Source organism: Stappia sp. ABD4_338 (assembly GCF_056312175.1).
On record NZ_CM149982.1, the window covers coordinates 3,071,766 to 3,093,105 of the forward strand.

Below are 21,340 nucleotides of genomic sequence, written 5' to 3' on the forward strand. Positions count from 1 at the left end.
CGCCCCCGCGCCGGGGCCGGCCATGCTGAAGCGCGCCGGACGCAGCCCTATCGTCCAGAAGCTGATCGGGAACGGACTCGCCGCGTATCTGAAGACGGTTCGCGCAACGAGCACGCTCGTTCTCGATCCGCCCGACTTCGGTGAGCGGGTTCTCCCCGACCTGCCGGCCATCGTGACCATGTGGCACGGGCAGCATTTTCTCGTGCCTTTCGCACGGCCCGAGACCCACGATGTCCGGGTGATGATCTCCAAGTCCGCGGACGGCGAAATCAACGCCATTGCGGCCCGCAAGCTGGGCATGGGCATCGTCCGCGCCTCCGGCGCTCACCGTGCACACCAGATCGCCAAGCGCGGCGGGGCGCGCGGCTTCATCGAACTGCTGCGTGTCCTGAAGCAAGGCGCGAGCGCCTCCATGACCGCCGACGTTCCCAAGGTCGGGCGTGTCGTCGGATCGGGCATCATCCAGCTCGCGCGCTATTCCGGTCGCCCGATCATGCCTCTTGCCATGACCACGAGCCGGCGTATCGACCTTTCCACCTGGGACAGGGCGACGATCAACCTGCCGTTCAGCCGCATGGCGCTGTCGCTCGGCGAACTCGTCCACGTACCGCGCGATGCCGACGAGGCGGCAATGGAAGAGGCCCGGCAGGCCCTGCAGCGCAGTCTCGACCGGGCAACGGAACGCGCCCGTGCCCTCGCGGACGGCGAGCCGCTTCCCGGAGCGCTCGAAACGGCTCCCTCATGAGCGGCGCCCGTCCCACGAACGAAAGCACTCTTTCGCGGATCGCCGGCGAGACGCTTCTTGCCGGATACCGTCTTTTCGGGCGCCTCGTGACGCCGCTGCTTCCCCTGCTGCACGCGCGGCGGATGCGCCGCGGCAAGGAGGACCCGGCCCGCCGCGGCGAACGGTTCGGCCGTGCCTCCCTGGCGCGTCCGGACGGGCCGCTTGTCTGGCTGCATGCGGCGAGTGTCGGTGAGATGAACGCCGCGCAGGCGCTCATCGCCTCGCTGGCAGAAACCGGTGTCACCGTGCTTCTCACGACCGGAACGGTGACGTCGGCCCGCATTGCCGCCAGCCAGCGACGGCCCGGCGTTCTGCACCAGTTCGTGCCCTACGACACGCCGGGAAACATCTCCCGTTTCCTCGACCACTGGCGCCCCGACCTGGCTATCACGCTGGAATCAGAAATCTGGCCGACAACGATCCACCGGCTTCATGCGCGCGGCATTCCGCTTGTCATCGCCAGCGCGACCATGTCGGAACGCACGCGCGCGGGCTGGAACAAGGTGCCCTTCGTGGCACGCCGGATCTTTTCACGCCTCACGCTTTGCCTTGCCCAGACGCAGGCCGACGCGGAGCGCCTTGCCGGCTTCGGCGTGCCACGCGTCGAGGTCAGCGGAAACCTCAAGTACGACAGCCAGAAGCTTGCCGCCGATCCGCACGCCCTCGAGGGTCTGCGGTCCGCTCTCGGCTCACGTCCGCGCTGGCTTGCCGCCAGCACGCACGAGGGCGAGGAGACGATTGCTGCCAGCGTACACGAGGCCCTCGAGGCAAGGGGCCTTGCGGACCTTCTGAGCATTGTCGTTCCGCGCCATCCCGAGCGCGGCGAGATCATCGCGAACGACCTTTCCGCGCGCGGCCTTCGCGTTGCACGCCGCAGCGCGGGCGAGATCCCGGACGCGGGCACCCAGATCTATCTGGCCGATACGATCGGTGAACTCGGGCTGTTCTACAGGCTCGCTCCCGTCGCCTTCATCGGCAAGTCACTGGTGCCTGAAGGCGGCCAGAACCCTCTCGAGGCGGCCAGACTGTCCACCGCGATCCTGACGGGGCCGCATGTGTTCAATCTCCAGGACATCTACACGCCGCTGATCGACGCGGGCGGCGCACTGGTCGTGGAGGATGAGGCCGGGCTCACCGACCAGGTAGAAAGGCTGCTTCGCGACCCCGATGCCGCACGGCATGTCGCGGTCCTTGCAGGGGACGTCACGGACGCCGGAAGCGGCGCCCTTGCGGCAACACTGGACGCGCTTTCCTCCTGGCTCCCGATCTCCGCACGACAGGGCGGCGCGTGATGGTTGGGCTTGGCGCTCCCGGTTTCTGGTGGCGACCGCGCATCACGCTCGCCGCCCATCTGCTTTTGCCGTTCTCGCTTGTCTACGGCTTCCTCTCGTCGAGGCGCATGGAGCGCGCACCCGCTTTCACATCCCCGCTGCCCGTCATCTGCGTCGGCAACTTCGTCGCCGGAGGCACGGGAAAAACCCCCATGGCGCTCCTGCTGGCCTCGATGCTTCGGGAGATGGGAGAGGCGCCCGTATTTCTGACGCGGGGGTACGGCGGCACGTTCGGGCGCGACAAGCCGGTCGTCGTGGAGGCGCCCCTGCACGGAGCGCACGAGGTCGGAGACGAGGCGCTGCTGCTGGCCGCCGAAGCGCCGACCATCGTCAGCGCCGACCGGGCGGCAGGCGCCCGGTTGGCCGAGACGCTGGGATCGGTGATCGTCATGGACGACGGCTTTCAGAACCCGACGCTTGCCAAAAGCCTGTCGCTGGTTCTCGCGGATACCGCCACCGGCATCGGCAACGGGTGCGTCATTCCCGCCGGTCCCTTGCGCGCACCGCTCGAGGTCCAGCTTCCACGTGCCGATGCCGTGGTGCTCGTGGGCCGCGAGGCCGCCGCCGGAGACGCGTTGCGCGCCCGCGCCCGGGTCTCCCACCGGCAGGTTCTCTCGGCCCGGCTTGCGCCTATTCCCGGTCACGGGCTTTCGGGCCGCCGCGTTCTCGCCTTCGCCGGCATCGGGCGGCCGGAGAAATTCTTCGAAACACTGGAGCGGGAAGGTGCCCGGATCGTCGAGCGACACGTTTTCGGCGATCACCGGGCCTATTCGGTCGCGGATGCGGCCCGCCTGATGGCGCGGGCGGAGGCGCGGGATCTCGTTCCGGTCACGACGGAGAAGGATTTCGTGCGCATGGCGCATGGCGCAACGCGCGAGGACCCGGCGGTTGCCAGACTGCTCGCGAGCTGTCAGGTGCTGAAGGTGCGCATGGTGGCCGACGACGCGCCCGCGCTCGCCGCGTTGCTTGACGCGCGGCTCGGTCGCGCGCGCGGTCAGGCCTGATTGCCACTCTCGCGGTAGCGGGCGAGCGCCGCATGGGCGTCGACGTAGGCCTCCTGGCGCGAGACGCTCCAGTACTTCAGCTCATCGAGCGGAATCTGCTGCCCGGTGACCGCGCACAGCACGAATGTGCCCGGCGACAGGAGCTGATAGTCGGCGTCGAGATAGCGGATGCGGGCCTCGCCCTCCGCGCGCGGAATGTCCAGTCTGTTCATGCCGTTCCTGCCTCCGGCGGCGCGAGGACCTCGCCCCTGCGGCGCATATCGCCCGCCCCTGCCGTTTCGTCTCATGATCTCACGCCCTACATAGCGGCCCGGTCACGCGTTGACCACCGCCGATCGCCTGCCGCTCACGGCCCTGTCGCGTCATCCCCGGTGCCGTCCGCATCCTTCGGCGTGGCGGAAGCCCGGCGCGGCGTCATGCGGTTGATGCGGTCCGCTCCGGCACTCGGTCCGTCGCGAAGCTGAAGCTCGAGTCGTTCCAGGTCCCGGCGACGCACATCCTCCTCGATCTCCTCGATGCGATCACCCTTGATGCCCAGCGCCTCGAGAGCCGCGCGCCCGAAGCTGAGGCTCGATTCGAAGGTCTCGCGAATGTGGTAGTCCACCCCCCGGCGCGCGAGATCCAGGGCGTGCAACCGGTCGGTCGCCCTGCAGTAGATCTTGGCGTGCGGGAACTCCTCCCGGATCAGGTCGACCGCCTGCCCCATGACCTTGTCGTTCTCGATGCACAACGCGATCAGAACGGCGTCGTCGCCACCGGCCGCCTTGAGCACGTCGGCGCGGGTCGCGTCGCCGACATAGACCTTGTAGCCGAGCTTGCGTGCATAGGTGACACGGTCGGGCCGGTTGTCGAGCGCGATGATGCGAACCCCCTCAGCGGTCAGCATCTCCGACACCATCATGCCGAACCGGCCGAACCCGATGACCATCACCGCCGGGCGGGTCTCGGCGAAGACCTCGATCGCGTCGGACACGTAACCGCGCTTTTGCAGGCGCCTAGCGATGATGTCGTGGATCGCGCAGCCGACCGGCGTCAGCAGCATGGTCACGACGACGATCGCGAGAAGCAGCGTCATCTGGCCCGGCGCCAGGATCTGCGCGGCGCTGGCGGCGGTAAAGAGCACGAAGGCGAATTCGCCGCCCTGGGGAAGCGTGACGGCAATCTTGAGCGCATCGGAATTCGACGACCCGAAGAGGCGCGCCAGTCCCCAGATCAGGGCTCCCTTCACCCCCATCACCGCCGCGACGCCAATGGCGACCCGATGCCAGCTCGACAGGACCAGGCCAAGATCGAGCGACATGCCGACGGAGATGAAGAACAGCCCCATGAGCAACGCGCGAAACGGCTCGATGTCCGCCTCGAGCGTGTGCCGGAAGCTCGATTCCGCCAGCATCACACCCGCAAGGAAGGCACCAAGTGCCATGGACAGCCCGGCGGCATGCATGATGCCTCCGCTGCCTAGCGCGACGAGCAGGGCCGCCGCCAGCATGACCTCGCGCGCGCGCACCGCCGAAAGAAGCGTGAAGAGCGGAGAAAGCAGATAGCGCCCGGCCGCGATGACGCCGCCCACGGCGGTAATGGTAATGCCCAGTTCGACCAGGACCCCGCGTCCCGCATCGGCATCGGATTGCGGTGCCAGGATCGGGATCAGGGCCAGAAGCGGCACGATCGCCATGTCCTGCAGAAGCAGGATGCCGAAGGCCCGCTGGCCATAGGCGGTCGTGAGCTGGCCGCGTTCCTGCAGGATCTGCAGCGCAAAGGCCGTGGAGGAGAGCGCCAGGCCCATGCCCGCGATGACGGCGACTTCGGGGCTCGTGCCCACCAGCAGGAGCAGTCCGGCCAAAGCCGCCCCGCAGGCAAGCACCTGGGATGTTCCCAGGCCGAAGATATCCCCCTTCATCTGCCACAATCGCGCCGGTTCGAGTTCCAGTCCGATCACGAAAAGCAGCAGCACCACGCCAAGTTCCGCGACGCCCCTCACATCTCCCGCACCCGCGATGAGGTCCAGGCCGTAGGGTCCGAGCGCGATGCCGGCCGCCAGAAATCCGACAACGGATCCAAGCCCGATGCGCTTGGCAAGCGGAACCGCCACCACGGTCGCGGTGAGAAAGAGCATGGACTCGACAAAGAACGGCGGGGCTGCTTCGCTGGCCATGGGCCTCCCTCGGGTATGCGGAACAAGGCATCCTTCACCGGCACCCGGTGCGAAGAGCACGGGGCCCGGGCGAAAAACGCCAGGGGGAACGGCAGGCGTTTCGCGAATCTCGCAGGCGCCGTTTCCCCTGCCCACTATACCGGGCGGAGCGGACGGGCGACATCCGCGCCACACCAGACCGCCTTTCACATCGGGAGGCAGCTTCCGTATCCTGTCTTGATCTTACCGCTTTTCGCGGCGACACCATGAACGTTGCAGGCAAGGTTCCGACGCAGGAGGCATTTCGAATGAGCGGACCGCGGATCGGCGTCGCGCTGGGGGGCGGAGGTGCGCGCGGATTGGCGCATGTTCCGGTTCTTGAGGCGATCGACGACCTCGGCATCAAGCCGGTCGCCATGGCGGGCACGTCGATCGGAGCGATCCTGGCGGCCGGCTACGCCGGAGGGCTTCCCGGTGAAGAGCTCAGAGCCGTGGCCACGGAGATCTTCCGCGACCGAAACGCCGTCGCCGCACGGCTTTGGAAGCTGCGCCCGCGCCGTTTCGGCGAACTCTTCTCATCGCCGGGCATCATGCAGTTCGATGCGCCGCGGGTGCTTGAGACCTTCATCGGCAACCATATCCCGCCCGCGTTCGACGATCTGGGCATTCCACTGACGGTGATCGCGACGGACTTTTTCGCCTGCCGCGAGATCCGCCTGCGTGAGGGCGATCTCCACCGGTCGGTCGCCGCCTCCATGGCAATCCCGGCCATATTCAGGCCGGTGGTCGTGGACGGCTGCGTCATGGTCGACGGCGGCATCGTCAATCCCCTGCCCTTCGACGCCCTGCCCGACAACATCGACATCGTCGTGGGAAGCGACGTGGTCGGATCCCCGATACCGCGCAAGGGCAAGACGGTTCCCGGCACGGGCGACGCCCTGTTCGGCTCGATCCAGATCCTCATGCAGTCGATCACCCTGGAGAAGCTCAAGAGCCGCCAGCCCAACGTGCTGGTGAAGCCGGATCTTCCCGGCTACCGGGTTCTGGACTTCCTCAAGACCGAGGAGATCCTGGCTGGCGCGGAGCCCTTGCGCGAAACCGTGAAACGCCAACTCGGCGAGGTCATCGAGGCCCACCTCAAATCCGCTGCCGCCGGCTGACGGGCAGTCCGGCCCTTGATGAGCGGCGCCTCGGCGCTACCCTTGTTTCACAAGGACAGGTTTCCGCCGGCGCCTTCCCCCTCTCCCGTGGTTCCGGCACAGCCGGAGCGCGCCCATGCCGTTTGCCCTTCACCTCGTCTGCCCGCGCCTTCGCGCGCGTCCCCTGCCGATCCTCTCCCCACACGTTCACGGACTGCTGCTGCTTGCCCTGGCGCTGCTGCTCGCGCCGCTTCCGGCACGCGCCACCTGCCAGATGCTGGCCGGCACGGACCCGTTGCAGGGGCGGCTTCCGGTGGTCATGGCGGCGCTCGCGCCCGACCAGGTCGCGATCACCTATGTCGGTCACGCCACCTTCGAGATCGAGACGCCGGACGGGCTTCGCATCGCAACCGACTACAACGCGGTGCATCGCCCCGAGCGCCTGCCCCATGTGGTGACCATGAACGGGGCCCATGGCACCCATTTCACGCTCAACCCGGATCCCGGCATCGAGCACGTGCTTCTGGGCTGGAATCCGCAAGGCGGCGAGATGACCCACGATCTTTCGATCCGTGACGCGCGCATCCGCAACCTGCAGACCAACACGCGCGGATGGGACGGGACGACCCGGCTGCTGGGTAACTCCATCTTCGTCTTCGAGGTGGCGGATCTCTGCATCGCCCACCTGGGTCACCTGCATCACCGCCTGACGGAAGAAGACCTTGCCGTGCTCGGCACCATCGACATCGTCATGGCGCCGGTGGACAACGCCTCGACGCTGAAGCTCGACACGCTCGTCGACGTGCTTGCCGCGCTCAGCCCCCGCATCGTCATTCCCATGCACGCCTATACCTACGGCTCGCGCGAGAGCTTCGTGGCACGCATGAGTGGCGAAGGCTATGCGGTCGAGACCTCCGACAGCCCCCGCTTCGTCGCGCGTCGCACCGGCCTGCCTGTCACGCCAACCGTCCTTGTGCTGCCGGAACGATAGTCTCCTACCCCTTGTGAGCGTCGAGACTGTCGGCCGGCACCTGCGCCCGTTCGTCCATGCCATAGTCACGCAGAACGCCCGCGACCCTGAGCCGGTAGTTGGCGAAATGCGCGTTTCTTCCCGCCGCCTGGGCGAGGCGGTGTTCCGACGTCCTGCGCCATGCGGCCACCGCCTCCTCGTCGCGCCAGAAGGAGAGCGACAGGAGCTTGCCGGGCTCCATCAGGCTCTCGAAGCGTTCGACGGAGATGAAGCCGTCCGCCTCGGCAAGCAGCGGCTTGAGTTCGCCGGCAATGTCCAGATAGGCCCCCTTGTGGCCCTCTTTCGGCCAGACCTCGAAGATCACCGCAATCATTTCGTCTCCTCCTCCCGCCTCTGACGGAAAAACCCTTTGAGCAGGTCCGCCGCGTCGACCTCCGCGAGACCGGAATAGACCTCCGGCGCATGATGACAGGTCGGCTGCGCGTAGAACCGAACGCCGTGCTCCACCGCGCCCCCCTTTTCGTCGCCCGCGCCGAAGTAGAGCCTGCGGATCCGCGCGAAGGAAATCGCCGCCGCGCACATGGGACAGGGCTCAAGCGTTACATAGAGGTCGCAATCCGGAAGCCGCTGGCTTGCAAGCGTCCGGCAGGCAGCGCGCAGCACGAGCATCTCGGCATGGGCCGTCGGATCCGCGAGTTCCAGGGTACGGTTGCCATCGGCGGCCAGCACTTTTCCATCCCGCACAAGAACGGCGCCGACGGGAACCTCGCCGCGTTCAGCGGCCTTTCGCGCCTCGGACAGGGCAAGATCCATGAAGCCGCCCTGGCGCTGCGTCGGAGACGGTGGCGGAGGGCCTTCGGGGGGCGGTGGATCAGGGCGTGTTCGGTCGGTCATCGGGCGGATCATCGGGTGCGGGCGCGCCTTGTCAATCCCCGCCCCGTCACCCATCATGCCGGCAAGCGCTGAGCCCTGCGAAAAGCGCGCTTCCCCGCCTCCCGCTGCTCTGGTATGACGCGCGCCATGACCAAGGATACCCGCCCCCGAAAACCCTCCGGACGCCCCGCCGGGCGCTCCGGCAAGCCCTCAGGCCGTCCGGCACGTCCGGCCGCCCCGGGCCGTACCGGCGACAAGCCCGCCTTTTCCAAGAGCGAGGGCGGCCGCCAGAAGTTCGCCGGCCCGTCGAAGGGCGGCAAGCCGCCGCGCGCGGGCAAGCCCGTGCGTGCGCCGAAGGTCGCGGCCAGGGAGACCGCGGGGGGAGAGGCGCCCGAGGCGGAGCGCGTCGCCAAGGTGATCGCGCGCGCCGGCCTGTGCTCGCGCCGCCAGGCCGAGAGCTGGGTGGTGGATGGCCGCGTCGCCGTCAACGGCACCGTCCTGAAGACCCCGGCGACCACCGTGCGCCCGTCCGACACGATCACGGTCGATGGCGAGCCGCTGCCCGAGCGCGAGCGCACCCGCCTTTGGCTCTACCACAAGCCGCGCGGGCTGGTGACGACGAACAGCGATCCGGAAGGCCGGCCGACGGTCTTCGACCGTCTGCCGAAGGACCTGCCGCGCGTGCTCAGCGTCGGCCGTCTCGACATCAACACCGAGGGCCTGCTGCTGCTCACCAACGACGGCGGGCTGTCGCGCGTCCTGGAGCTTCCGGCGACGGGCTGGCTGCGCCGCTACCGCGTGCGCGCCTATGGCCGCATCACCCAGGCCGATCTCGACAAGCTGGCCGACGGCGTTTCGGTCGACGGCGTGCTCTATGGCTCCATCGAGGCCAGCCTCGACAAGGAGCAGGGCGACAACGTCTGGCTCACGATCGCTCTGCGCGAGGGCAAGAACCGCGAGATCAAGCGCGTTCTCGAGCACCTCGGCCTGTCGGTCAACCGGCTGATCCGCGTTTCCTTCGGCCCCTTCCAGCTCGCGGAGCTCGGCGAGGGCGAGGTGCGCGAGATCCGTGGCCGCGTGCTGCGCGAACAGCTTGGCGAGCGCCTCGCCACCGAGGCCAACGCCGACTTCGAGGCACCTCTGCTCGCCCAGACCGGCGAGAATGCCCCGGCCAAGGCGAAGCCGGCCGAAAAGCCGCAGCGCGGCCGGCAGACGCAAGGCGAGGGACGCTACCTTTCCAAGCGCGAGGGCGAGGCGGCGGCCGACGGACGCGCGGCACGCAAGTCGCGCGGCGAGCGCGGTTCGGGCCGCAAGGGCGATGATCGCGGCGCGGGCCGCAAGGAGCCGGAGACCAGGAGCACCTATGTCTCGCCGCGCTCGCGCTTCCGCTTCACGCCGGACCTGATGCCGAAGGAACGCCAGGCGGCCCAGGACGAGACCCGGCGGCGGCGGGTCTGGGACGAAGACGGCAAGCTGATCGAGGAAACCGCTCCGGCGCAGGAGCGCGGCGCACGCCGACGAGACCGCGACGACCAGCCTATCCGCTCCTACGGCCTTGGCGCCCCCAAGCGCCAGCGCGACGATGCGGGCGACGACCGCCCCAGGCGCGGCGGTCCCGACCGTGGTGCCGGCAAGGGCTTCGGCAAGGGCCCCGGCAAACCTGGCGGCAAGCCTTTCGCGAAGGGTGACGGCAAGCGCGGCGGGCCTGATCGCGACGGCTCCGGCCGAGGCGGTCCGGGACGTGGTGGTCCGTCGCGCGGCGGCCCCGCTCGCGGTGGTCCGGGGCGTGCTGGTCCCAAGGGAGGCAAGCGTTGAGGATCGTTGCCGGGCGCTATCGCGGCACGGCCATCGAGGCTCCGCGCGGAGACGGCACCCGTCCGACCAGCGACCGGCTGCGGGAGACCGTGTTCAACGTTCTCGCCCATGCGCATGCCGACAAGCTCGACGGGACCCGCGTGCTCGACCTTTTCGCGGGAACCGGTGCGCTCGGACTGGAGGCCATGAGCCGTGGCGCGCGCCATTGTCTCTTCATCGAAGAGGCCGCCGGTGCGCGCGCGGCAATCCGCTCCAATGTGGAAGCCCTAGGCCTGAACGGCGCGACCAAGCTCTTTCGCCGCGACGCCACGCAACTCGGCCCCGTGGGAACCATCGAGCCCTTCGACCTCGTCTTCGCCGATCCTCCCTACCGCAAGGGGCTTGGCGAAAAGGCGCTGTCCTCCGCACTCGCCGGCGGCTGGCTGAAGGCCGACGCGCTGGTCCTTCTGGAAGAGGACGCGAAAACGGAGGTCGAGATCCCGGACGGCTACGAGGAACTCGACCGGCGCATCGTCGGCGACAGCCAGGTGCTCTTTCTCGGGCTCTCGACGCGCGACTGACGCGCGGTTTGCTTCACGCTCCGGGGTGCGGATCCCGCCTCCGGGCGGGAGGAAGCACGGAAAGCGGAGGCACCTTGCGTCGCGGACGGCTGCGGCGCAGCACCGAGGCGAGCGTGCGCGGCGCACGGTCCTCGACCCAGGTCATGGCGACATCGAGCGGATGCCAGGAGCGCCGGTGTCCGCGCAACCAGCGCGCCGCCTGACGGCTTGAACCAAGAATGAGAACGGCGCCTGCCGCAAGCAGCGGAACCCCGGTGGGAATGGGCATCCACACGGTCAGAAGGCCGAGCAGGATCAGCACTCCCGCAGCCGACCAGACAATCACCTTCATCGACGCCAGTTTCCTTGAAGCCCGTCGCGTTCAAGGCGCGATTACACCACGAGACCGGCGACAGATCGGTGACACCCGTGGCTTATATTGCCCGCGCGGGGTCACTTGCGTCCGAACAGCCGCTCGATGTCGGAGAGCTTGAGCTCGATCCACGTCGGGCGGCCGTGATTGCACTGGCCCGAGTTCGGCGTGTCCTCCATCTCGCGCAGCAATGCGTCCATCTCCTGCGGCCTCAGCCTGCGTCCTGCACGCACCGAGCCGTGACACGCCATGGTCGCCGCAACGTGATCGAGTCGTTCGCGCACGCGTGTCGCCGTGTCCCATTCGGCGAGATCATCGGCAAGATCGCGCACCAGCCCGCGAATGTCGATCTGGCCGAGCATGGCCGGCGTCTCACGCACGGCGATCGCGCCCGGCCCGAAGGGCTCGAGCACCAGCCCGACCGTGGCAAGTTCCTCCGCCCGCTCGGCCAGACGGGCAACATCCTCTTCCGGCAGTTCCACGATCTCCGGGATCAGGAGCCCCTGTGTCGTGACGCCCCTTGTGGCGAGCGCCGTCTTGAGCCGCTCGTAGACGAGGCGTTCGTGCGCGGCATGCTGGTCGACGATGACGAGGCCCGTCTCCGTCTGGGCGATTACATAGGTCTCGTGGATCTGGGCACGCGCCGCACCGAGCGGCCGGGCCATCCGCTCCTCGCTCGCCTCCTCCAGATGTGCGCGCGCATCCGCCGAGGGCATCTGGAACCCGGCCAGGCCGGTGGTCTCCTCGCCGCCCTCCCGCAGCGCACCGAACGCGGCTCCGGCATCCCCTTGCGATGTGCCGAGCGGACGCTGGGGCGAGGCTTGCCAGTCGGACCAGGACGGTGTTGCCGGTCGCCCCGGATAGACTGAAGTGCCGCGGGCTTCGACACCGCCGCCCGCAAAGGCGGCAAGAGCGGCCGTCGCGTTGTGGGACGACGACATGTGCCCCGAGGCGGCGAACGCCTGCTTCAGGGCGCCGACCACGAGGCCGCGCACGAGCTGGGCATCGCGGAAGCGCACGTCGGCCTTTGCCGGATGCACGTTGACGTCCACCTGACGCGGATCGAGCTCGATGAACAGTGCCACGACCGCGTGCCGGTCGCGGGCGAGCACATCCGCATAGGCGCCGCGCAGCGCCGACATCAGCAGCTTGTCGCGCACCGGCCTGCCGTTGACGAAAAAGAACTGGGAGAGGGAGTTCGCCCGGTGATAGGTGGGCAGGCCCGCCAGCCCGAACAGCCGGACGCCCTCGCGCATCGCGTCGATCTCGCAGGCGTTCTCGACGAATTCCTCACCGAGAACCTGGGCGATGCGCGCGGACAGGGCACGCTCCCCGGTCGCGGAGGCGAACGTCAGCGTCTGCCGGTCGGTTCCCGACAGTTCGAACCGCACATGCGGATGCGCCAGGGCAAGACGTCTCACCACATCGGTGATGGCGCCCGCCTCGGCGCGGTCGGATTTCAGGAACTTGAGCCGGGCCGGCGTCGCGAAGAAGAGGTCGCGAACCTCCACACGGGTGCCCTTCGGCCGGCTCGCCGGGCGCGGTTCCCCCTTTGCGCCGCCTTCCACGTCCAGCGTCCAGGCATGGGACTCCGCGCCGTGGCGCGACGTGATGGACAGACGCGACACGGCACCGATGGAGGGCAGCGCCTCACCCCGGAACCCGAGGCTGCGAATGTCGAAAAGATCTTCCTCGGAGAGCTTCGAGGTGCAATGGCGCTCGACCGCGAGCGCCAGGTCGGCGGCACTCATCCCGCCGCCGTCGTCCTCCACCCGCATCAACGTCTTGCCACCGGCGGCCGTCACGACCGAGATCCGGCCGGCTCCGGCATCAACGGCATTCTCCACCAGCTCCTTGATGACGCTGGCGGGCCGCTCGATCACCTCTCCGGCCGCGATCTGGTTGATCGCGTGGTCGCTCAACTGCCGGATCGCCATGGGGGCTGCCACTCCGAATCGTCATCATCCGCTGCACCAGCATCCGCGCTTTGAAAGCACGACGCCACTCCCGCCGGACTGCACCGCGCGGCGCGCGCCGTCAAGCACGGCACGCGCACCGCCGCACGGATCTGTTGACGAACGCGTTGCACTGCAATATTGCTATTGCAATTCATTCGCATTAGCCAGTCAACAATCCGCGACGACCTTCCCGTCCCGGACCCGGCCAGCAAACCGCAAGAGGACCGTCCATGCGCCAAGGCGCAACCGGTTTGCCGTCTGCCCGCAAGTCAAACGACATGCAGGGTCCGGATGCCACTTCACCGGAGCAACCCCGCTGGCGCCGGTCACGCGGCGAGGCGGCACTGGCCGACGTTCACCGCTCCGTTTCGGTGTCGGCCGCGCGCAATCCGCTTCGCCGCTTTGCCGCCTTTGTCGGCCCGGGGTATCTCGTCGCCGTGGGCTACATGGACCCGGGAAACTGGGCGACCTCCATCGCCGGTGGTTCCGCTTTCGGATACAAGCTGCTCGTCGTCGCCCTGATCTCCAACATCATGGCGATCGTGCTTCAGGCGCTTTGTGCAAGGCTTGCCATCGCCACGGGCCGCGACCTCGCCCAGGCCTGCCGTGACGCCTATCCGCGATGGGCTGCGGTTCCGCTGTGGCTTCTGGCGGAGATCGCAATCATCGCAACCGACATTGCCGAGGTCGTGGGCACGGCCATCGGCCTCAACCTCGTCTTCGGCATCCCGCTCGAACTCGGCGTCCTCCTGACAGCGCTGGACGTCTTCGCGATCCTGGCACTGCAGCGTCTCGGCTTCCGCTATCTCGAGGCCGCCGTCATCGCCCTTATCATGATCATCGCCGCCTGTTTCGCTGCGGAAATCGCACTCGCCGACCCCGACTGGGGCGCGGTCATCCGAGGATTCGCGCCGACGACGGACATCGTCCGGGACCCGGACATGCTCTATCTCGCCCTTGGCATTCTCGGCGCGACGGTCATGCCCCACAATCTCTATCTGCATTCGGCGATCGTGCAGACGCGGGCCTATGAAGCGGATCTGCCGTCACGGCGCGAGGCCTTGCGGTTTTCCACCCTGGATGCCGGCATCGCGCTCATGTTCGCTCTCGCGATCAATGCCTCGATCCTCATCCTCGCCGCCGCCGTCTTTCACGCCTCGGGCCGAATCGATGTGACCGACATAGCCGAAGCGGAAGCGCTTCTGGCACCTCTGCTCGGCACGGTCGCGGCCCCCGTGCTCTTCGGCGTGGCGCTGCTGGCAAGCGGACTCAACTCGACCGTCACGGCTACCCTCGCCGGACAAGTGGTGATGGAGGGCTTCCTGAACATACGGATTGCCCCGTGGTTGCGGCGGCTCGTGACCCGGGTGATAGCGATCATTCCGGCGGCAGCGGTCACGCTTGCCTATGGTGAAGCGGGCACGGGCCGGCTGCTGATCCTCACCCAAGTCGTTCTGAGCCTCCAGCTTTCCTTCGCCGTCGTGCCCCTTGTCCAGTTCACCGCCAGCAGATCGCGCATGGGTCCGCTGGTCGCGCCGGTCTGGCTGGTCCTGTTCGCGTCGATCATCGCCGCGATCATCCTGGCGCTGAACGCGAAGCTGCTGATCGACTTTGTCGCTTCCGGTTTCTCGATCGCGGCGCTGATGTAGCCGCCGCCCATTTCCCGGTGCCGGGCGATCGGGTATCGTCGCGCCGCGTCACGCACCTCCGGGCCGCGCGCCCCGCCCTTCGCCCCTTTCCATCCGCACGAGGCATTCCATGACCGCGACCACGCCGCTCCTGATCCCGGGCCTTTCGGTCCTCGCCCCCTCCTACCGCGCGATCCTGTGTGATGTGTGGGGCGTGCTGCACAACGGCGTCGCCGCCTTCGCTCCGGCCTGCGAGGCACTTGCCGCGTTCCGCCGCGAAACCGGTGCTCCTGTCGTTCTCATCACCAACGCGCCGCGCCCCAACCCGCCGGTGAAGGCGCAGCTCGCAAGCCTTGGAGTGCCGCGCGACGCCTTCGACGAGGTGGTCACCTCCGGCGACGTGACACGCGACGCGATCACCGCGCTCGACGGCGCGCCGATCCAGCACATCGGGCCGGAGCGCGACCTGACGCTGTTCGAGGGCTTCGCCAACCCGCTCGTGGGCGAGGAGGACGCACAAGCGGTCGTGTGCACCGGTCTCGTGGACGACGAGAACGAGACGCCGGAAAGCTATCGCCCGGCCTTCGAGCGGATGATCGAGCGCGGCCTGACCTTCATCTGCGCCAATCCGGACATCGTCGTGGAACGCGGCGACAAGCTGGTGTGGTGCGCCGGGGCACTGGCACGGCTTTACGAGGACATGGGCGGCAAGGTGACCATCGTCGGCAAGCCGCACACGCCGATCTACAACCTTGCCATTGCCCGCGCCGAGGCCGCCGCCGGCGCGCCCCTGGAGCGATCGTCCATCCTCGCCATCGGCGACGGCCTGCCGACCGACATTCGCGGCGCCTATGCCAACAGCCTCGACGTGCTGTTCATCACCGGAGGCATTCACGGCGCGGATTTCGGTCCCGCCGGAGCGCCGGAGGAGGATCTGGTGCGCAAGCGGCTGGCGGAGGAAGGGCTTCGTGCCCGCGCCGCCATCCCCGAGCTTCGCTGGTAAGGGCACAGCGAGGGAGAGAAACGAAAAAGGCCGGGCCCGTGACGACGGGTCCGGCCTTCTTCGGTTTTTCCGGCCACTCGCGGGGGCTGGCCCGGAACCGTCGGGCGACCGCAAGGGCGGACGCCGATCTCGTGACCCTGGAACGCTTGCCGGCAATCCCGGCCGCAGCGACCGGGCCCGTGCGTTCAGTCGAAGAGCTTGTCGATGTCGGCCTGGCTCTCGCCGGCCATCATGCTGTCGATATCGGCCTGGGAGACGCCCTCGCCCTCGTGCTGGGGGCCGTGCAGGATCAGCTCGCGCTTGCGGCGCTCCTCCTCCGTCTCCTCCTCGGGAGACTCATCGGTCTCGGCGATGCGCAGGCGCTCGACGAAACCCGACACGCGGCGGTCGATCGCATTCAGCGTGCCGACGACCTTGGAAATGCGCTGGCCCGTGATGTCCTGGAAGGAGCAGGCCTCGAAGACCTCGATCATCTTGTCGTTGACCAGGGCGCGATAGTCGGACTCGCTCATGTCGTCCGCGCCCATGATCGTCTCGGCCGCCTCCATGATGGTGACGGTCGCGGATTCGGTCGCCTCGACGATGGCGTCGAGCTCGCGTCCGGCCTCCGGAATCTGGTTCGCCTTCATGTCGTGCGGGCGAAGCTGCTGGATCTCGACCTTGAGGCGGCCGATCTCATCGGCAATGGCCATGAGCTCGGACGTGATGGTGGGCTGGATCGCGGAGAGAAACTCACGCATGGAACCGGTCATCATCTCCGCGAGATGAATCACGTCGTTCAGCGTCACGTCCTTCTCGCGGTTCTGCTCCAGGAAGGAGATCAGCCCCGCCACGTCGTCTTTCGTAAGTGCACCCATGACTGCCCCTTGGCTGCCCCCTCGACCGTTGGCCGGTCTCCTTGTCCGTCGCGACACACGTCACCCGCACGGGCAGGCGCTCGTCGCCTGACCGACACGTGGCGCCGGGCGCCTGCGTCGACTGTCCGGGGTACCGCTTGCGCGGATTACTCCGAGAACACCGCCTCGATCTTGCCCTTCAGCGTCTGCGCGTTGAACGGCTTCACGATGTAGTTGTTGACACCTGCCTTCTTGGCGGCAATCACGTTCTCGGTCTTGGATTCCGCCGTCACCATGATGAACGGCGTCTTGCAGAGGCCGGCATCGGCCCGCACCTGCTTGAGCAGTTCGTAGCCGGTCATCGGCTCCATGTTCCAGTCGGAAATCACCAGGCCGTAGCGGCGCTGCTTCATCTTCTCCAGCGCCTCGGTGCCGTCGGCGGCATCGTCGATATCCTCGAACCCGAGCTGCTTGAGCAGGTTCCGAATGATGCGGATCATCGTCTTGTAATCGTCCACCACGAGGACCGGCATCTGAACATCGAGGGCCATTGTCTACTCCATACTGTCAATCTGCCCGACCCGTTGTGAACGGGCGCTTGATGCTTCCTGTCACTTCGGAGGGATGGCGCTTGCGCGCTCCTGCCTCCCATGTAGCCTCACTTTACGAACCGCCCCTGAAAACTCCGTTAATGCCCACGACTTCTTCTTCCAAAGGCGTGTTGCGCCCCTTGCCCCCGCCCAATAGGCTCATCGGAATGCGGCAGACGACGGGGTGAAAAAGTCATCGTGCTTTCCTTGCAGACACTGTTCTACGAAGATCTCTCGCTCGGACAGACCGAGAGCCTGACCAAGATCGTGAGCGCCTCCGATGTTGTCGGTTTTGCTGAGGTTTCGGGGGACCGCAATCCGATCCACCTCTCCGAGCACTTCGCCGCGAGAACGCCGTTCCGCACCCGCATCGCGCACGGCCTTTACACCGCCAGCCTCATCTCCGCGCTGCTGGGAACCCGACTGCCGGGGCCCGGCGCGATTTATCTTTCCCAGACGCTGAAATTCCGCGCGCCCGTGCGAATCGGCGACGAGGTGGTCGTTTCGGTGACCATCGCGGAACTGATCGAGCGTGGTCATCGCGCCCGTCTCGACTGCCTGTGCAAGGTCGGCGACACGGTGGTTCTGGAAGGCGAGGCCACGGTCAAGGTTCCCAGCCGCTCCGAAATGGCCGAGACGGCGGGACGCGAGCCGGAAGACGGTTAGACCGAGGCCCCTCAAACGGGACGGGGCCGGCGGGCCGCGTGCTTGACCTTTTCAGGGCGAATGGGCAGGGTCCGCTGGCACACAGGCATCGGCACACTTCGGCACCGGCTCGACCGGTCTCCGGCTCCAGGTGCCGGCGCTCCGGTTCACGCTTCATCCGGTCCGTCCACGTCCATGACCCACCTGCCCGCCCTCCGCTTCACGTCCGTCACCGATCTTGCGGAGTTTCCCGACCACCTGCGCGGCGCCGTGGTGGCAATCGGCAATTTCGACGGCGTGCACCGGGGTCACCGGGCGGTTCTCGACGCGGCGCTGGCCGTGGCGCACGGGCGTGAGGTTCCGGCCTTCGTGCTGACCTTCGAGCCGCATCCGCGCACGGTGTTCGCCCCCGACAGGCCCGTGTTCCGGCTGACACCGGCCGAGGAGAGGGCAAAAATCGTGGCCGCCTACGGCTTCGACGGCATCGTCACCGCCCCCTTCACCCGCGCCTTCGCGTCCATCGAGGCGGAAGCCTTCGTGGAGGACATCCTGCGCCAGCGCATGGGCATCGTTCACGCTGTCACCGGCTACGACTTCCACTTCGGACGCGCGCGGCGCGGCACGCCGGAATTCCTCGTCGAGGCGGGTGCCGCCGACGGCTTCGGGGTCACCATCGTCACGGCGGAGACGGACGAGGCCGGCGAGGCCGTCTCCTCCAGCCGGATCCGCGCGGCACTGGCCGAAGGCGATGTCACGCTCGCCAACGCGCTGCTGGGCTACCGCTGGTTCTTCTCCGCCGAGGTCGCCCATGGCGACAAGCGCGGACGTGAACTGGGCTACCCCACCGCCAACCTCGCGCTGGCGGAGGAAACCGCCCTCGCCCACGGCATCTATGCGGTGCGGGTGCGGGTCGACGGCCGGGTGCACGACGGAGTCGCGAGCTTCGGCCGGCGTCCGACCTTCGACAACGGCGCCCCCCTCTTCGAAGTCCATCTGTTCGATTTCACCGGCGATCTCTACGGCCGCCGCATGGAGGTCATGCTCGCGGGCCATCTGCGTCCCGAGGAGCGTTTCGACAGCGCCGAGGCCCTCGTCGACCAGATGAACCGCGACTCCGCCGAGGCGCGCGCGCTGCTCGCCTCCCTCACGCCACTCGGCGATCTCGACCTCGCCCTCAACGCCTGGCCGGACCAATGAGCGCACCCAAGGACTCCGGCGTCGCACCCGGCGACGTCATGCGCGGCATCATCCTGATGACGGTCGCGATGCTGATCATCCCGATCATGGACGTGACGGCGAAATATCTCTCCGCCTACATGTCCTCGCTTCAGGTTACGCTCGGCCGGTTCGCGTTCCAGATGATCTTCGCGCTGGCCGTTGCAGCGATCGGTCCGGGACTTGCCGTCCTGCGCGCACCCAACATCTGGCCGCACCTGTTGCGTGGCGTCTTCCTTTCAAGCGCCTCCCTTTGCTTCTTCACGGCCATCGCGACGATGCCGGTCGCCGATGCGATCGCCATCTTCTTCATCGAGCCGATGATCCTCACCGCGCTGTCGGCGCTGGTGCTGCGCGAGCGTGTTGGCCCGCGCCGCTGGGCGGCCGTGGCGGTCGGGCTCGTCGGGGCGATCATCATCATCCGGCCCGGCTTCGCCAATTTCGGCGCAACGGCGCTTCTGCCGCTGGCCACCGCCTTTCTCTTCGCCCTCTACCTCATGATCACCCGACAGCTTTCGGGCTCGGGCGGAATGCTGTGCGTTCAGTTCACGGCGGGCCTGGCCGGCACGGCCCTGCTCGGCAGTGCCTTCATCGCCGCCAACATCGTCGGCTACGAGCCGGCCGAGGCCGTCATGCCGGACCTGCCCGGCTGGGCGCTCCTGGCGGTGGTGGGCGGCATGTCGTTCTTCGCGCACGGGCTCATCGTGAAGGCCTTCGCCAATGCGCCGGCATCGGTGCTGGCACCGTTCAACTACCTGGAAATCGTCAGCGCCACGCTGTTCGGCTTTCTCGTCTTCGGCGACTTCCCCGACGGCCCGACGTGGTTCGGCATCGCGCTCATCGTCTGCAGCGGCATCTACATCGCCAACCGCGAGAACCGGCGCCGGCAGACGGAACTGGCCGCACGCATCGCCCCGACGGGCCCGCCGGACTAAGCACTCGCCCCTCATCTCGCGCACGCCCTTGCCGCCTTGCCCTCGGCGCGCATTGCAATTGACGGAAAGGGGCGGGCTTCCCATGTTGCGCGGGATATCCGCTGCCGGCGCCGGGCGCCATCCGAAGGAGATCCTTCATCCATGACTTCGCCGTCCTCCCGGGGCCGATCCTCGTTCCGTGTCTGGGGGCCCTACAGCTTCCTGATCCTGGTGGTCGCGGGCCTCGGCCTCATCGCCGACCAGGGCTTCAAGCTCTGGATGCTGGAGGGTTTCGATATCGCCTCGCGCGGCCGGGTCGCCGTCACGCCGTTCCTGGATTTGGTGATGGTGTGGAACTACGGCATCTCATACGGCCTCTTCCAGCAGGAGGCGGACACGGGGCGGTGGCTGCTCGTGGCGGTAACGCTCGTCGTCACCGTGCTGTTCTGGCTGTGGGGAGCGCGCGCGGACCGGCGGCTGGCCGCATGGGGCTTCGCCCTGGTGATCTCGGGCGCCATCGGCAACGGCATCGACCGGGTCGTGTGGGGCGCGGTCGCGGACTTCTTCCACTTCCACGTCGGCGACTTCTCCTGGTACGTCTTCAATCTTGCCGACGTGTGGATCGTTGCCGGTGTGGCGGCTCTCATGTATGACAGTTTCCGCGGCAGCCCTAATGATGCCGCAAAAGGACGGTCTGAGTAGACTGGCTGTGGGTGTGGGTGGAAAGCGCATTCCCGCAAGACGGTCAACTCGACCCGAAACGACACCGGATCGATCACCGGACAAGGATTTCTGCTGTGCCGCGTCGCCTATCCTTCCTGACCCGCTCCTCCCGCCCGGGAACCCGGCGCGGCCTGCTTGCCGCCGCCGCCGTCGGCGCGCTGGCGCTCGGCGGCTGCCAGTCCGGGTCCGACGGGTTCAGTGACGGCTCCACCAACGACGAAGCCCCGGACGTGGCGATGGTTCGCTCGCTGATGGAAGGGCTTGGCGCGGTCGACGCGAAAACCGACAAGAAGATCGAATACACCCCGCGTGCGCCGCTGGCGATGCCGAGCAAGGTCGACACCCTGCCGCCGCCGGAAGAGCGCGAGGTCGTCGCCAACTGGCCCGAGGCCAATGACGGGGACCTGAAGAAGATCCAGGACATCTATCGCAACAAGAACCCGGATCAGCTCGAGGATGCCGGGCCGAGCAGCCCGCTGCAGTCGCGTGGCATCAAGCAGCTCGCTTCCGGTGGCGCGAACCGAAATATCTCCGAGGAAATCCGCAAGGAAAACCGTCTCGAGGACGCGCGCCTGAAGCCGAACGAACTCGGCCAGCGCGTCGGTGTCGCCAAGGCCGACACGCGCGTTGTGGACGAGAACGGCAATCCGGTCCGCCGCTACCTGATCGAGCCGCCGACGGCCTATTCCAAGCCATCGCCCGACGCCCCCATGCGCGCGCCGGAAAAGGTGGAGCAGGATCAGCCCCGCATCAGCACGACCGAGCAGCTTATGGACGGCAAGTCCGCGCGCACGCTGCGCTGACGGACCACGTCCGGACCACCGCTGCCCTAACGACATCGCAACGCCGCGCCACCTTGGCGCGGC

The 21,340-nt window shown here is 67.7% G+C and carries 22 protein-coding genes; 14 read left to right on the top strand and 8 right to left on the bottom strand.

Annotated features, from left to right (window positions below):
- Nucleotides 1-22 precede the first annotated feature (22 nt).
- From ACYX4S_RS13835 to lpxK, 3 genes are read left to right on the top strand one after another with little or no spacing between them, the layout of a single operon-like run.
- Nucleotides 23-745, top strand: coding sequence for a lysophospholipid acyltransferase family protein (locus tag ACYX4S_RS13835; protein ID WP_476360609.1), 723 nt, complete (start codon nt 23-25; stop codon nt 743-745).
- Nucleotides 742-2,076, top strand: coding sequence for a 3-deoxy-D-manno-octulosonic acid transferase (locus tag ACYX4S_RS13840; RefSeq protein WP_476360610.1), 1,335 nt, complete (start codon nt 742-744; stop codon nt 2,074-2,076). The genes ACYX4S_RS13835 and ACYX4S_RS13840 overlap by 4 nt, the downstream gene beginning before the upstream one ends.
- Nucleotides 2,076-3,119 (top strand): tetraacyldisaccharide 4'-kinase, encoded by a 1,044-nt coding sequence (gene lpxK / locus ACYX4S_RS13845; RefSeq protein WP_476360611.1) that lies wholly within the window; start codon nt 2,076-2,078, stop codon nt 3,117-3,119. The genes ACYX4S_RS13840 and lpxK overlap by 1 nt, the downstream gene beginning before the upstream one ends.
- Here lpxK and ACYX4S_RS13850 read toward each other — a convergent pair.
- Together ACYX4S_RS13850 and ACYX4S_RS13855 are read right to left on the bottom strand one after the other, a co-directional pair.
- Nucleotides 3,110-3,331 (bottom strand): DUF2093 domain-containing protein, encoded by a 222-nt coding sequence (locus tag ACYX4S_RS13850; RefSeq protein WP_293721887.1) that lies wholly within the window; start codon nt 3,329-3,331, stop codon nt 3,110-3,112. The two genes, lpxK and ACYX4S_RS13850, sit on opposite strands and share 10 nt — an antisense overlap.
- A 134-nt stretch (nt 3,332-3,465) precedes the next feature.
- Entirely contained in the window at nt 3,466-5,274 is a 1,809-nt protein-coding gene (locus ACYX4S_RS13855) for a monovalent cation:proton antiporter-2 (CPA2) family protein (protein WP_476360612.1), read from the bottom strand.
- A 287-nt stretch (nt 5,275-5,561) separates the two neighbouring features.
- Here ACYX4S_RS13855 and ACYX4S_RS13860 point away from each other — a divergent pair, with 287 nt between their 5' ends.
- Together ACYX4S_RS13860 and ACYX4S_RS13865 are read left to right on the top strand one after the other, a co-directional pair.
- Complete coding sequence (locus ACYX4S_RS13860; RefSeq protein ID WP_476360613.1) at nt 5,562-6,413, top strand: patatin-like phospholipase family protein; 852 nt, start codon at nt 5,562-5,564, stop codon at nt 6,411-6,413.
- 115 nt (nt 6,414-6,528) lie between these two features.
- Nucleotides 6,529-7,383 carry an MBL fold metallo-hydrolase gene (locus ACYX4S_RS13865; RefSeq protein WP_476360614.1) on the top strand — a complete coding sequence of 285 codons (855 nt, stop codon included), beginning with the start codon at nt 6,529-6,531 and terminating at the stop codon, nt 7,381-7,383.
- Between the two features lie 4 nt (nt 7,384-7,387).
- Here ACYX4S_RS13865 and ACYX4S_RS13870 read toward each other — a convergent pair whose 3' ends face one another.
- Both ACYX4S_RS13870 and ACYX4S_RS13875 read right to left on the bottom strand, forming a co-directional pair.
- Complete coding sequence (locus ACYX4S_RS13870; protein ID WP_293721879.1) at nt 7,388-7,735, bottom strand: antibiotic biosynthesis monooxygenase family protein; 348 nt, start codon at nt 7,733-7,735, stop codon at nt 7,388-7,390.
- Nucleotides 7,732-8,175 carry a nucleoside deaminase gene (locus ACYX4S_RS13875; RefSeq protein WP_476360615.1) on the bottom strand — a complete coding sequence of 148 codons (444 nt, stop codon included), beginning with the start codon at nt 8,173-8,175 and terminating at the stop codon, nt 7,732-7,734. Before ACYX4S_RS13875 ends, ACYX4S_RS13870 begins: the two co-directional genes overlap by 4 nt.
- A 207-nt stretch (nt 8,176-8,382) precedes the next feature.
- Here ACYX4S_RS13875 and ACYX4S_RS13880 point away from each other — a divergent pair, with 207 nt between their 5' ends.
- Both ACYX4S_RS13880 and rsmD read left to right on the top strand, forming a co-directional pair.
- On the top strand, nt 8,383-10,050 hold the full coding sequence (locus ACYX4S_RS13880; RefSeq protein ID WP_476360616.1) for a pseudouridine synthase: 1,668 nt from the start codon (nt 8,383-8,385) through the stop codon (nt 10,048-10,050).
- Complete coding sequence (rsmD, locus tag ACYX4S_RS13885; protein WP_476360617.1) at nt 10,047-10,610, top strand: 16S rRNA (guanine(966)-N(2))-methyltransferase RsmD; 564 nt, start codon at nt 10,047-10,049, stop codon at nt 10,608-10,610. Before ACYX4S_RS13880 ends, rsmD begins: the two co-directional genes overlap by 4 nt.
- 13 nt (nt 10,611-10,623) lie before the next feature.
- Here rsmD and ACYX4S_RS13890 read toward each other — a convergent pair whose 3' ends face one another.
- Nucleotides 10,624-10,941 (bottom strand): hypothetical protein, encoded by a 318-nt coding sequence (locus tag ACYX4S_RS13890; protein WP_476360618.1) that lies wholly within the window; start codon nt 10,939-10,941, stop codon nt 10,624-10,626.
- Between the two features lie 101 nt (nt 10,942-11,042).
- Nucleotides 11,043-12,899 carry a DNA mismatch repair endonuclease MutL gene (gene mutL / locus ACYX4S_RS13895; protein ID WP_476360619.1) on the bottom strand — a complete coding sequence of 619 codons (1,857 nt, stop codon included), beginning with the start codon at nt 12,897-12,899 and terminating at the stop codon, nt 11,043-11,045.
- Between the two features lie 299 nt (nt 12,900-13,198).
- Between mutL and ACYX4S_RS13900 the strand changes: the two genes are divergently transcribed.
- A complete protein-coding gene (locus tag ACYX4S_RS13900) occupies nt 13,199-14,569 on the top strand; it encodes an Nramp family divalent metal transporter (RefSeq protein ID WP_476362872.1) in 1,371 nt (456 codons plus the stop codon).
- A gap of 109 nt (nt 14,570-14,678) precedes the next feature.
- On the top strand, nt 14,679-15,551 hold the full coding sequence (locus ACYX4S_RS13905) for a TIGR01459 family HAD-type hydrolase (protein ID WP_476360620.1): 873 nt from the start codon (nt 14,679-14,681) through the stop codon (nt 15,549-15,551).
- 185 nt (nt 15,552-15,736) lie between these two features.
- Here ACYX4S_RS13905 and ACYX4S_RS13910 read toward each other — a convergent pair whose 3' ends face one another.
- Nucleotides 15,737-16,408, bottom strand: coding sequence for a protein phosphatase CheZ (locus ACYX4S_RS13910; protein WP_293721863.1), 672 nt, complete (start codon nt 16,406-16,408; stop codon nt 15,737-15,739).
- A gap of 146 nt (nt 16,409-16,554) precedes the next feature.
- Nucleotides 16,555-16,938 carry a response regulator gene (locus ACYX4S_RS13915; protein WP_293721861.1) on the bottom strand — a complete coding sequence of 128 codons (384 nt, stop codon included), beginning with the start codon at nt 16,936-16,938 and terminating at the stop codon, nt 16,555-16,557.
- 237 nt (nt 16,939-17,175) lie between these two features.
- Between ACYX4S_RS13915 and ACYX4S_RS13920 the strand changes: the two genes are divergently transcribed.
- The 5 genes from ACYX4S_RS13920 to ACYX4S_RS13940 all read left to right on the top strand — a co-directional run bounded on the left by ACYX4S_RS13920 (nt 17,176) and on the right by ACYX4S_RS13940 (nt 21,277).
- Nucleotides 17,176-17,643 (top strand): MaoC family dehydratase, encoded by a 468-nt coding sequence (locus tag ACYX4S_RS13920; RefSeq protein WP_422067993.1) that lies wholly within the window; start codon nt 17,176-17,178, stop codon nt 17,641-17,643.
- Nucleotides 17,644-17,817: 174 nt separating this feature from the next.
- The gene (locus ACYX4S_RS13925) at nt 17,818-18,819 is read left to right on the top strand and encodes a bifunctional riboflavin kinase/FAD synthetase (protein WP_476360621.1); all 1,002 of its coding nucleotides are present in this window, start codon (nt 17,818-17,820) and stop codon (nt 18,817-18,819) included.
- A complete protein-coding gene (locus ACYX4S_RS13930) occupies nt 18,816-19,772 on the top strand; it encodes a DMT family transporter (protein WP_476360622.1) in 957 nt (318 codons plus the stop codon). The genes ACYX4S_RS13925 and ACYX4S_RS13930 overlap by 4 nt, the downstream gene beginning before the upstream one ends.
- Before the next feature lie 141 nt (nt 19,773-19,913).
- Nucleotides 19,914-20,453, top strand: a complete 540-nt coding sequence (gene lspA, locus ACYX4S_RS13935; RefSeq protein ID WP_293721855.1) for a signal peptidase II — start codon at nt 19,914-19,916, stop codon at nt 20,451-20,453.
- Between the two features lie 95 nt (nt 20,454-20,548).
- Entirely contained in the window at nt 20,549-21,277 is a 729-nt protein-coding gene (locus ACYX4S_RS13940; protein WP_293721853.1) for a hypothetical protein, read from the top strand.
- The last annotated feature ends 63 nt before the right edge of the window (nt 21,278-21,340 follow it).

Bases quoted from the DNA above. Each gene is read 5' to 3' on its own strand.
- ACYX4S_RS13870 (WP_293721879.1), bottom strand. From the start codon at position 7,735: ATGATTGCGGTGATCTTCGAGGTCTGGCCGAAAGAGGGCCACAAGGGG.
- ACYX4S_RS13905 (WP_476360620.1), top strand. From the start codon at position 14,679: ATGACCGCGACCACGCCGCTCCTGATCCCGGGCCTTTCGGTCCTCGCC.
- ACYX4S_RS13890 (WP_476360618.1), bottom strand. From the start codon at position 10,941: ATGAAGGTGATTGTCTGGTCGGCTGCGGGAGTGCTGATCCTGCTCGGC.
- ACYX4S_RS13880 (WP_476360616.1), top strand. From the start codon at position 8,383: ATGACCAAGGATACCCGCCCCCGAAAACCCTCCGGACGCCCCGCCGGG.
- ACYX4S_RS13855 (WP_476360612.1), bottom strand. From the start codon at position 5,274: ATGGCCAGCGAAGCAGCCCCGCCGTTCTTTGTCGAGTCCATGCTCTTT.
- ACYX4S_RS13860 (WP_476360613.1), top strand. From the start codon at position 5,562: ATGAGCGGACCGCGGATCGGCGTCGCGCTGGGGGGCGGAGGTGCGCGC.
- ACYX4S_RS13925 (WP_476360621.1), top strand. From the start codon at position 17,818: ATGACCCACCTGCCCGCCCTCCGCTTCACGTCCGTCACCGATCTTGCG.
- lspA (WP_293721855.1), top strand. From the start codon at position 19,914: ATGACTTCGCCGTCCTCCCGGGGCCGATCCTCGTTCCGTGTCTGGGGG.
- mutL (WP_476360619.1), bottom strand. From the start codon at position 12,899: ATGGCGATCCGGCAGTTGAGCGACCACGCGATCAACCAGATCGCGGCC.
- ACYX4S_RS13910 (WP_293721863.1), bottom strand. From the start codon at position 16,408: ATGGGTGCACTTACGAAAGACGACGTGGCGGGGCTGATCTCCTTCCTG.
- ACYX4S_RS13850 (WP_293721887.1), bottom strand. From the start codon at position 3,331: ATGAACAGACTGGACATTCCGCGCGCGGAGGGCGAGGCCCGCATCCGC.
- lpxK (WP_476360611.1), top strand. From the start codon at position 2,076: ATGGTTGGGCTTGGCGCTCCCGGTTTCTGGTGGCGACCGCGCATCACG.
- ACYX4S_RS13865 (WP_476360614.1), top strand. From the start codon at position 6,529: ATGCCGTTTGCCCTTCACCTCGTCTGCCCGCGCCTTCGCGCGCGTCCC.
- ACYX4S_RS13915 (WP_293721861.1), bottom strand. From the start codon at position 16,938: ATGGCCCTCGATGTTCAGATGCCGGTCCTCGTGGTGGACGATTACAAG.
- ACYX4S_RS13930 (WP_476360622.1), top strand. From the start codon at position 18,816: ATGAGCGCACCCAAGGACTCCGGCGTCGCACCCGGCGACGTCATGCGC.
- ACYX4S_RS13875 (WP_476360615.1), bottom strand. From the start codon at position 8,175: ATGGATCTTGCCCTGTCCGAGGCGCGAAAGGCCGCTGAACGCGGCGAG.
- ACYX4S_RS13840 (WP_476360610.1), top strand. From the start codon at position 742: ATGAGCGGCGCCCGTCCCACGAACGAAAGCACTCTTTCGCGGATCGCC.
- ACYX4S_RS13900 (WP_476362872.1), top strand. From the start codon at position 13,199: ATGCAGGGTCCGGATGCCACTTCACCGGAGCAACCCCGCTGGCGCCGG.
- ACYX4S_RS13835 (WP_476360609.1), top strand. From the start codon at position 23: ATGCTGAAGCGCGCCGGACGCAGCCCTATCGTCCAGAAGCTGATCGGG.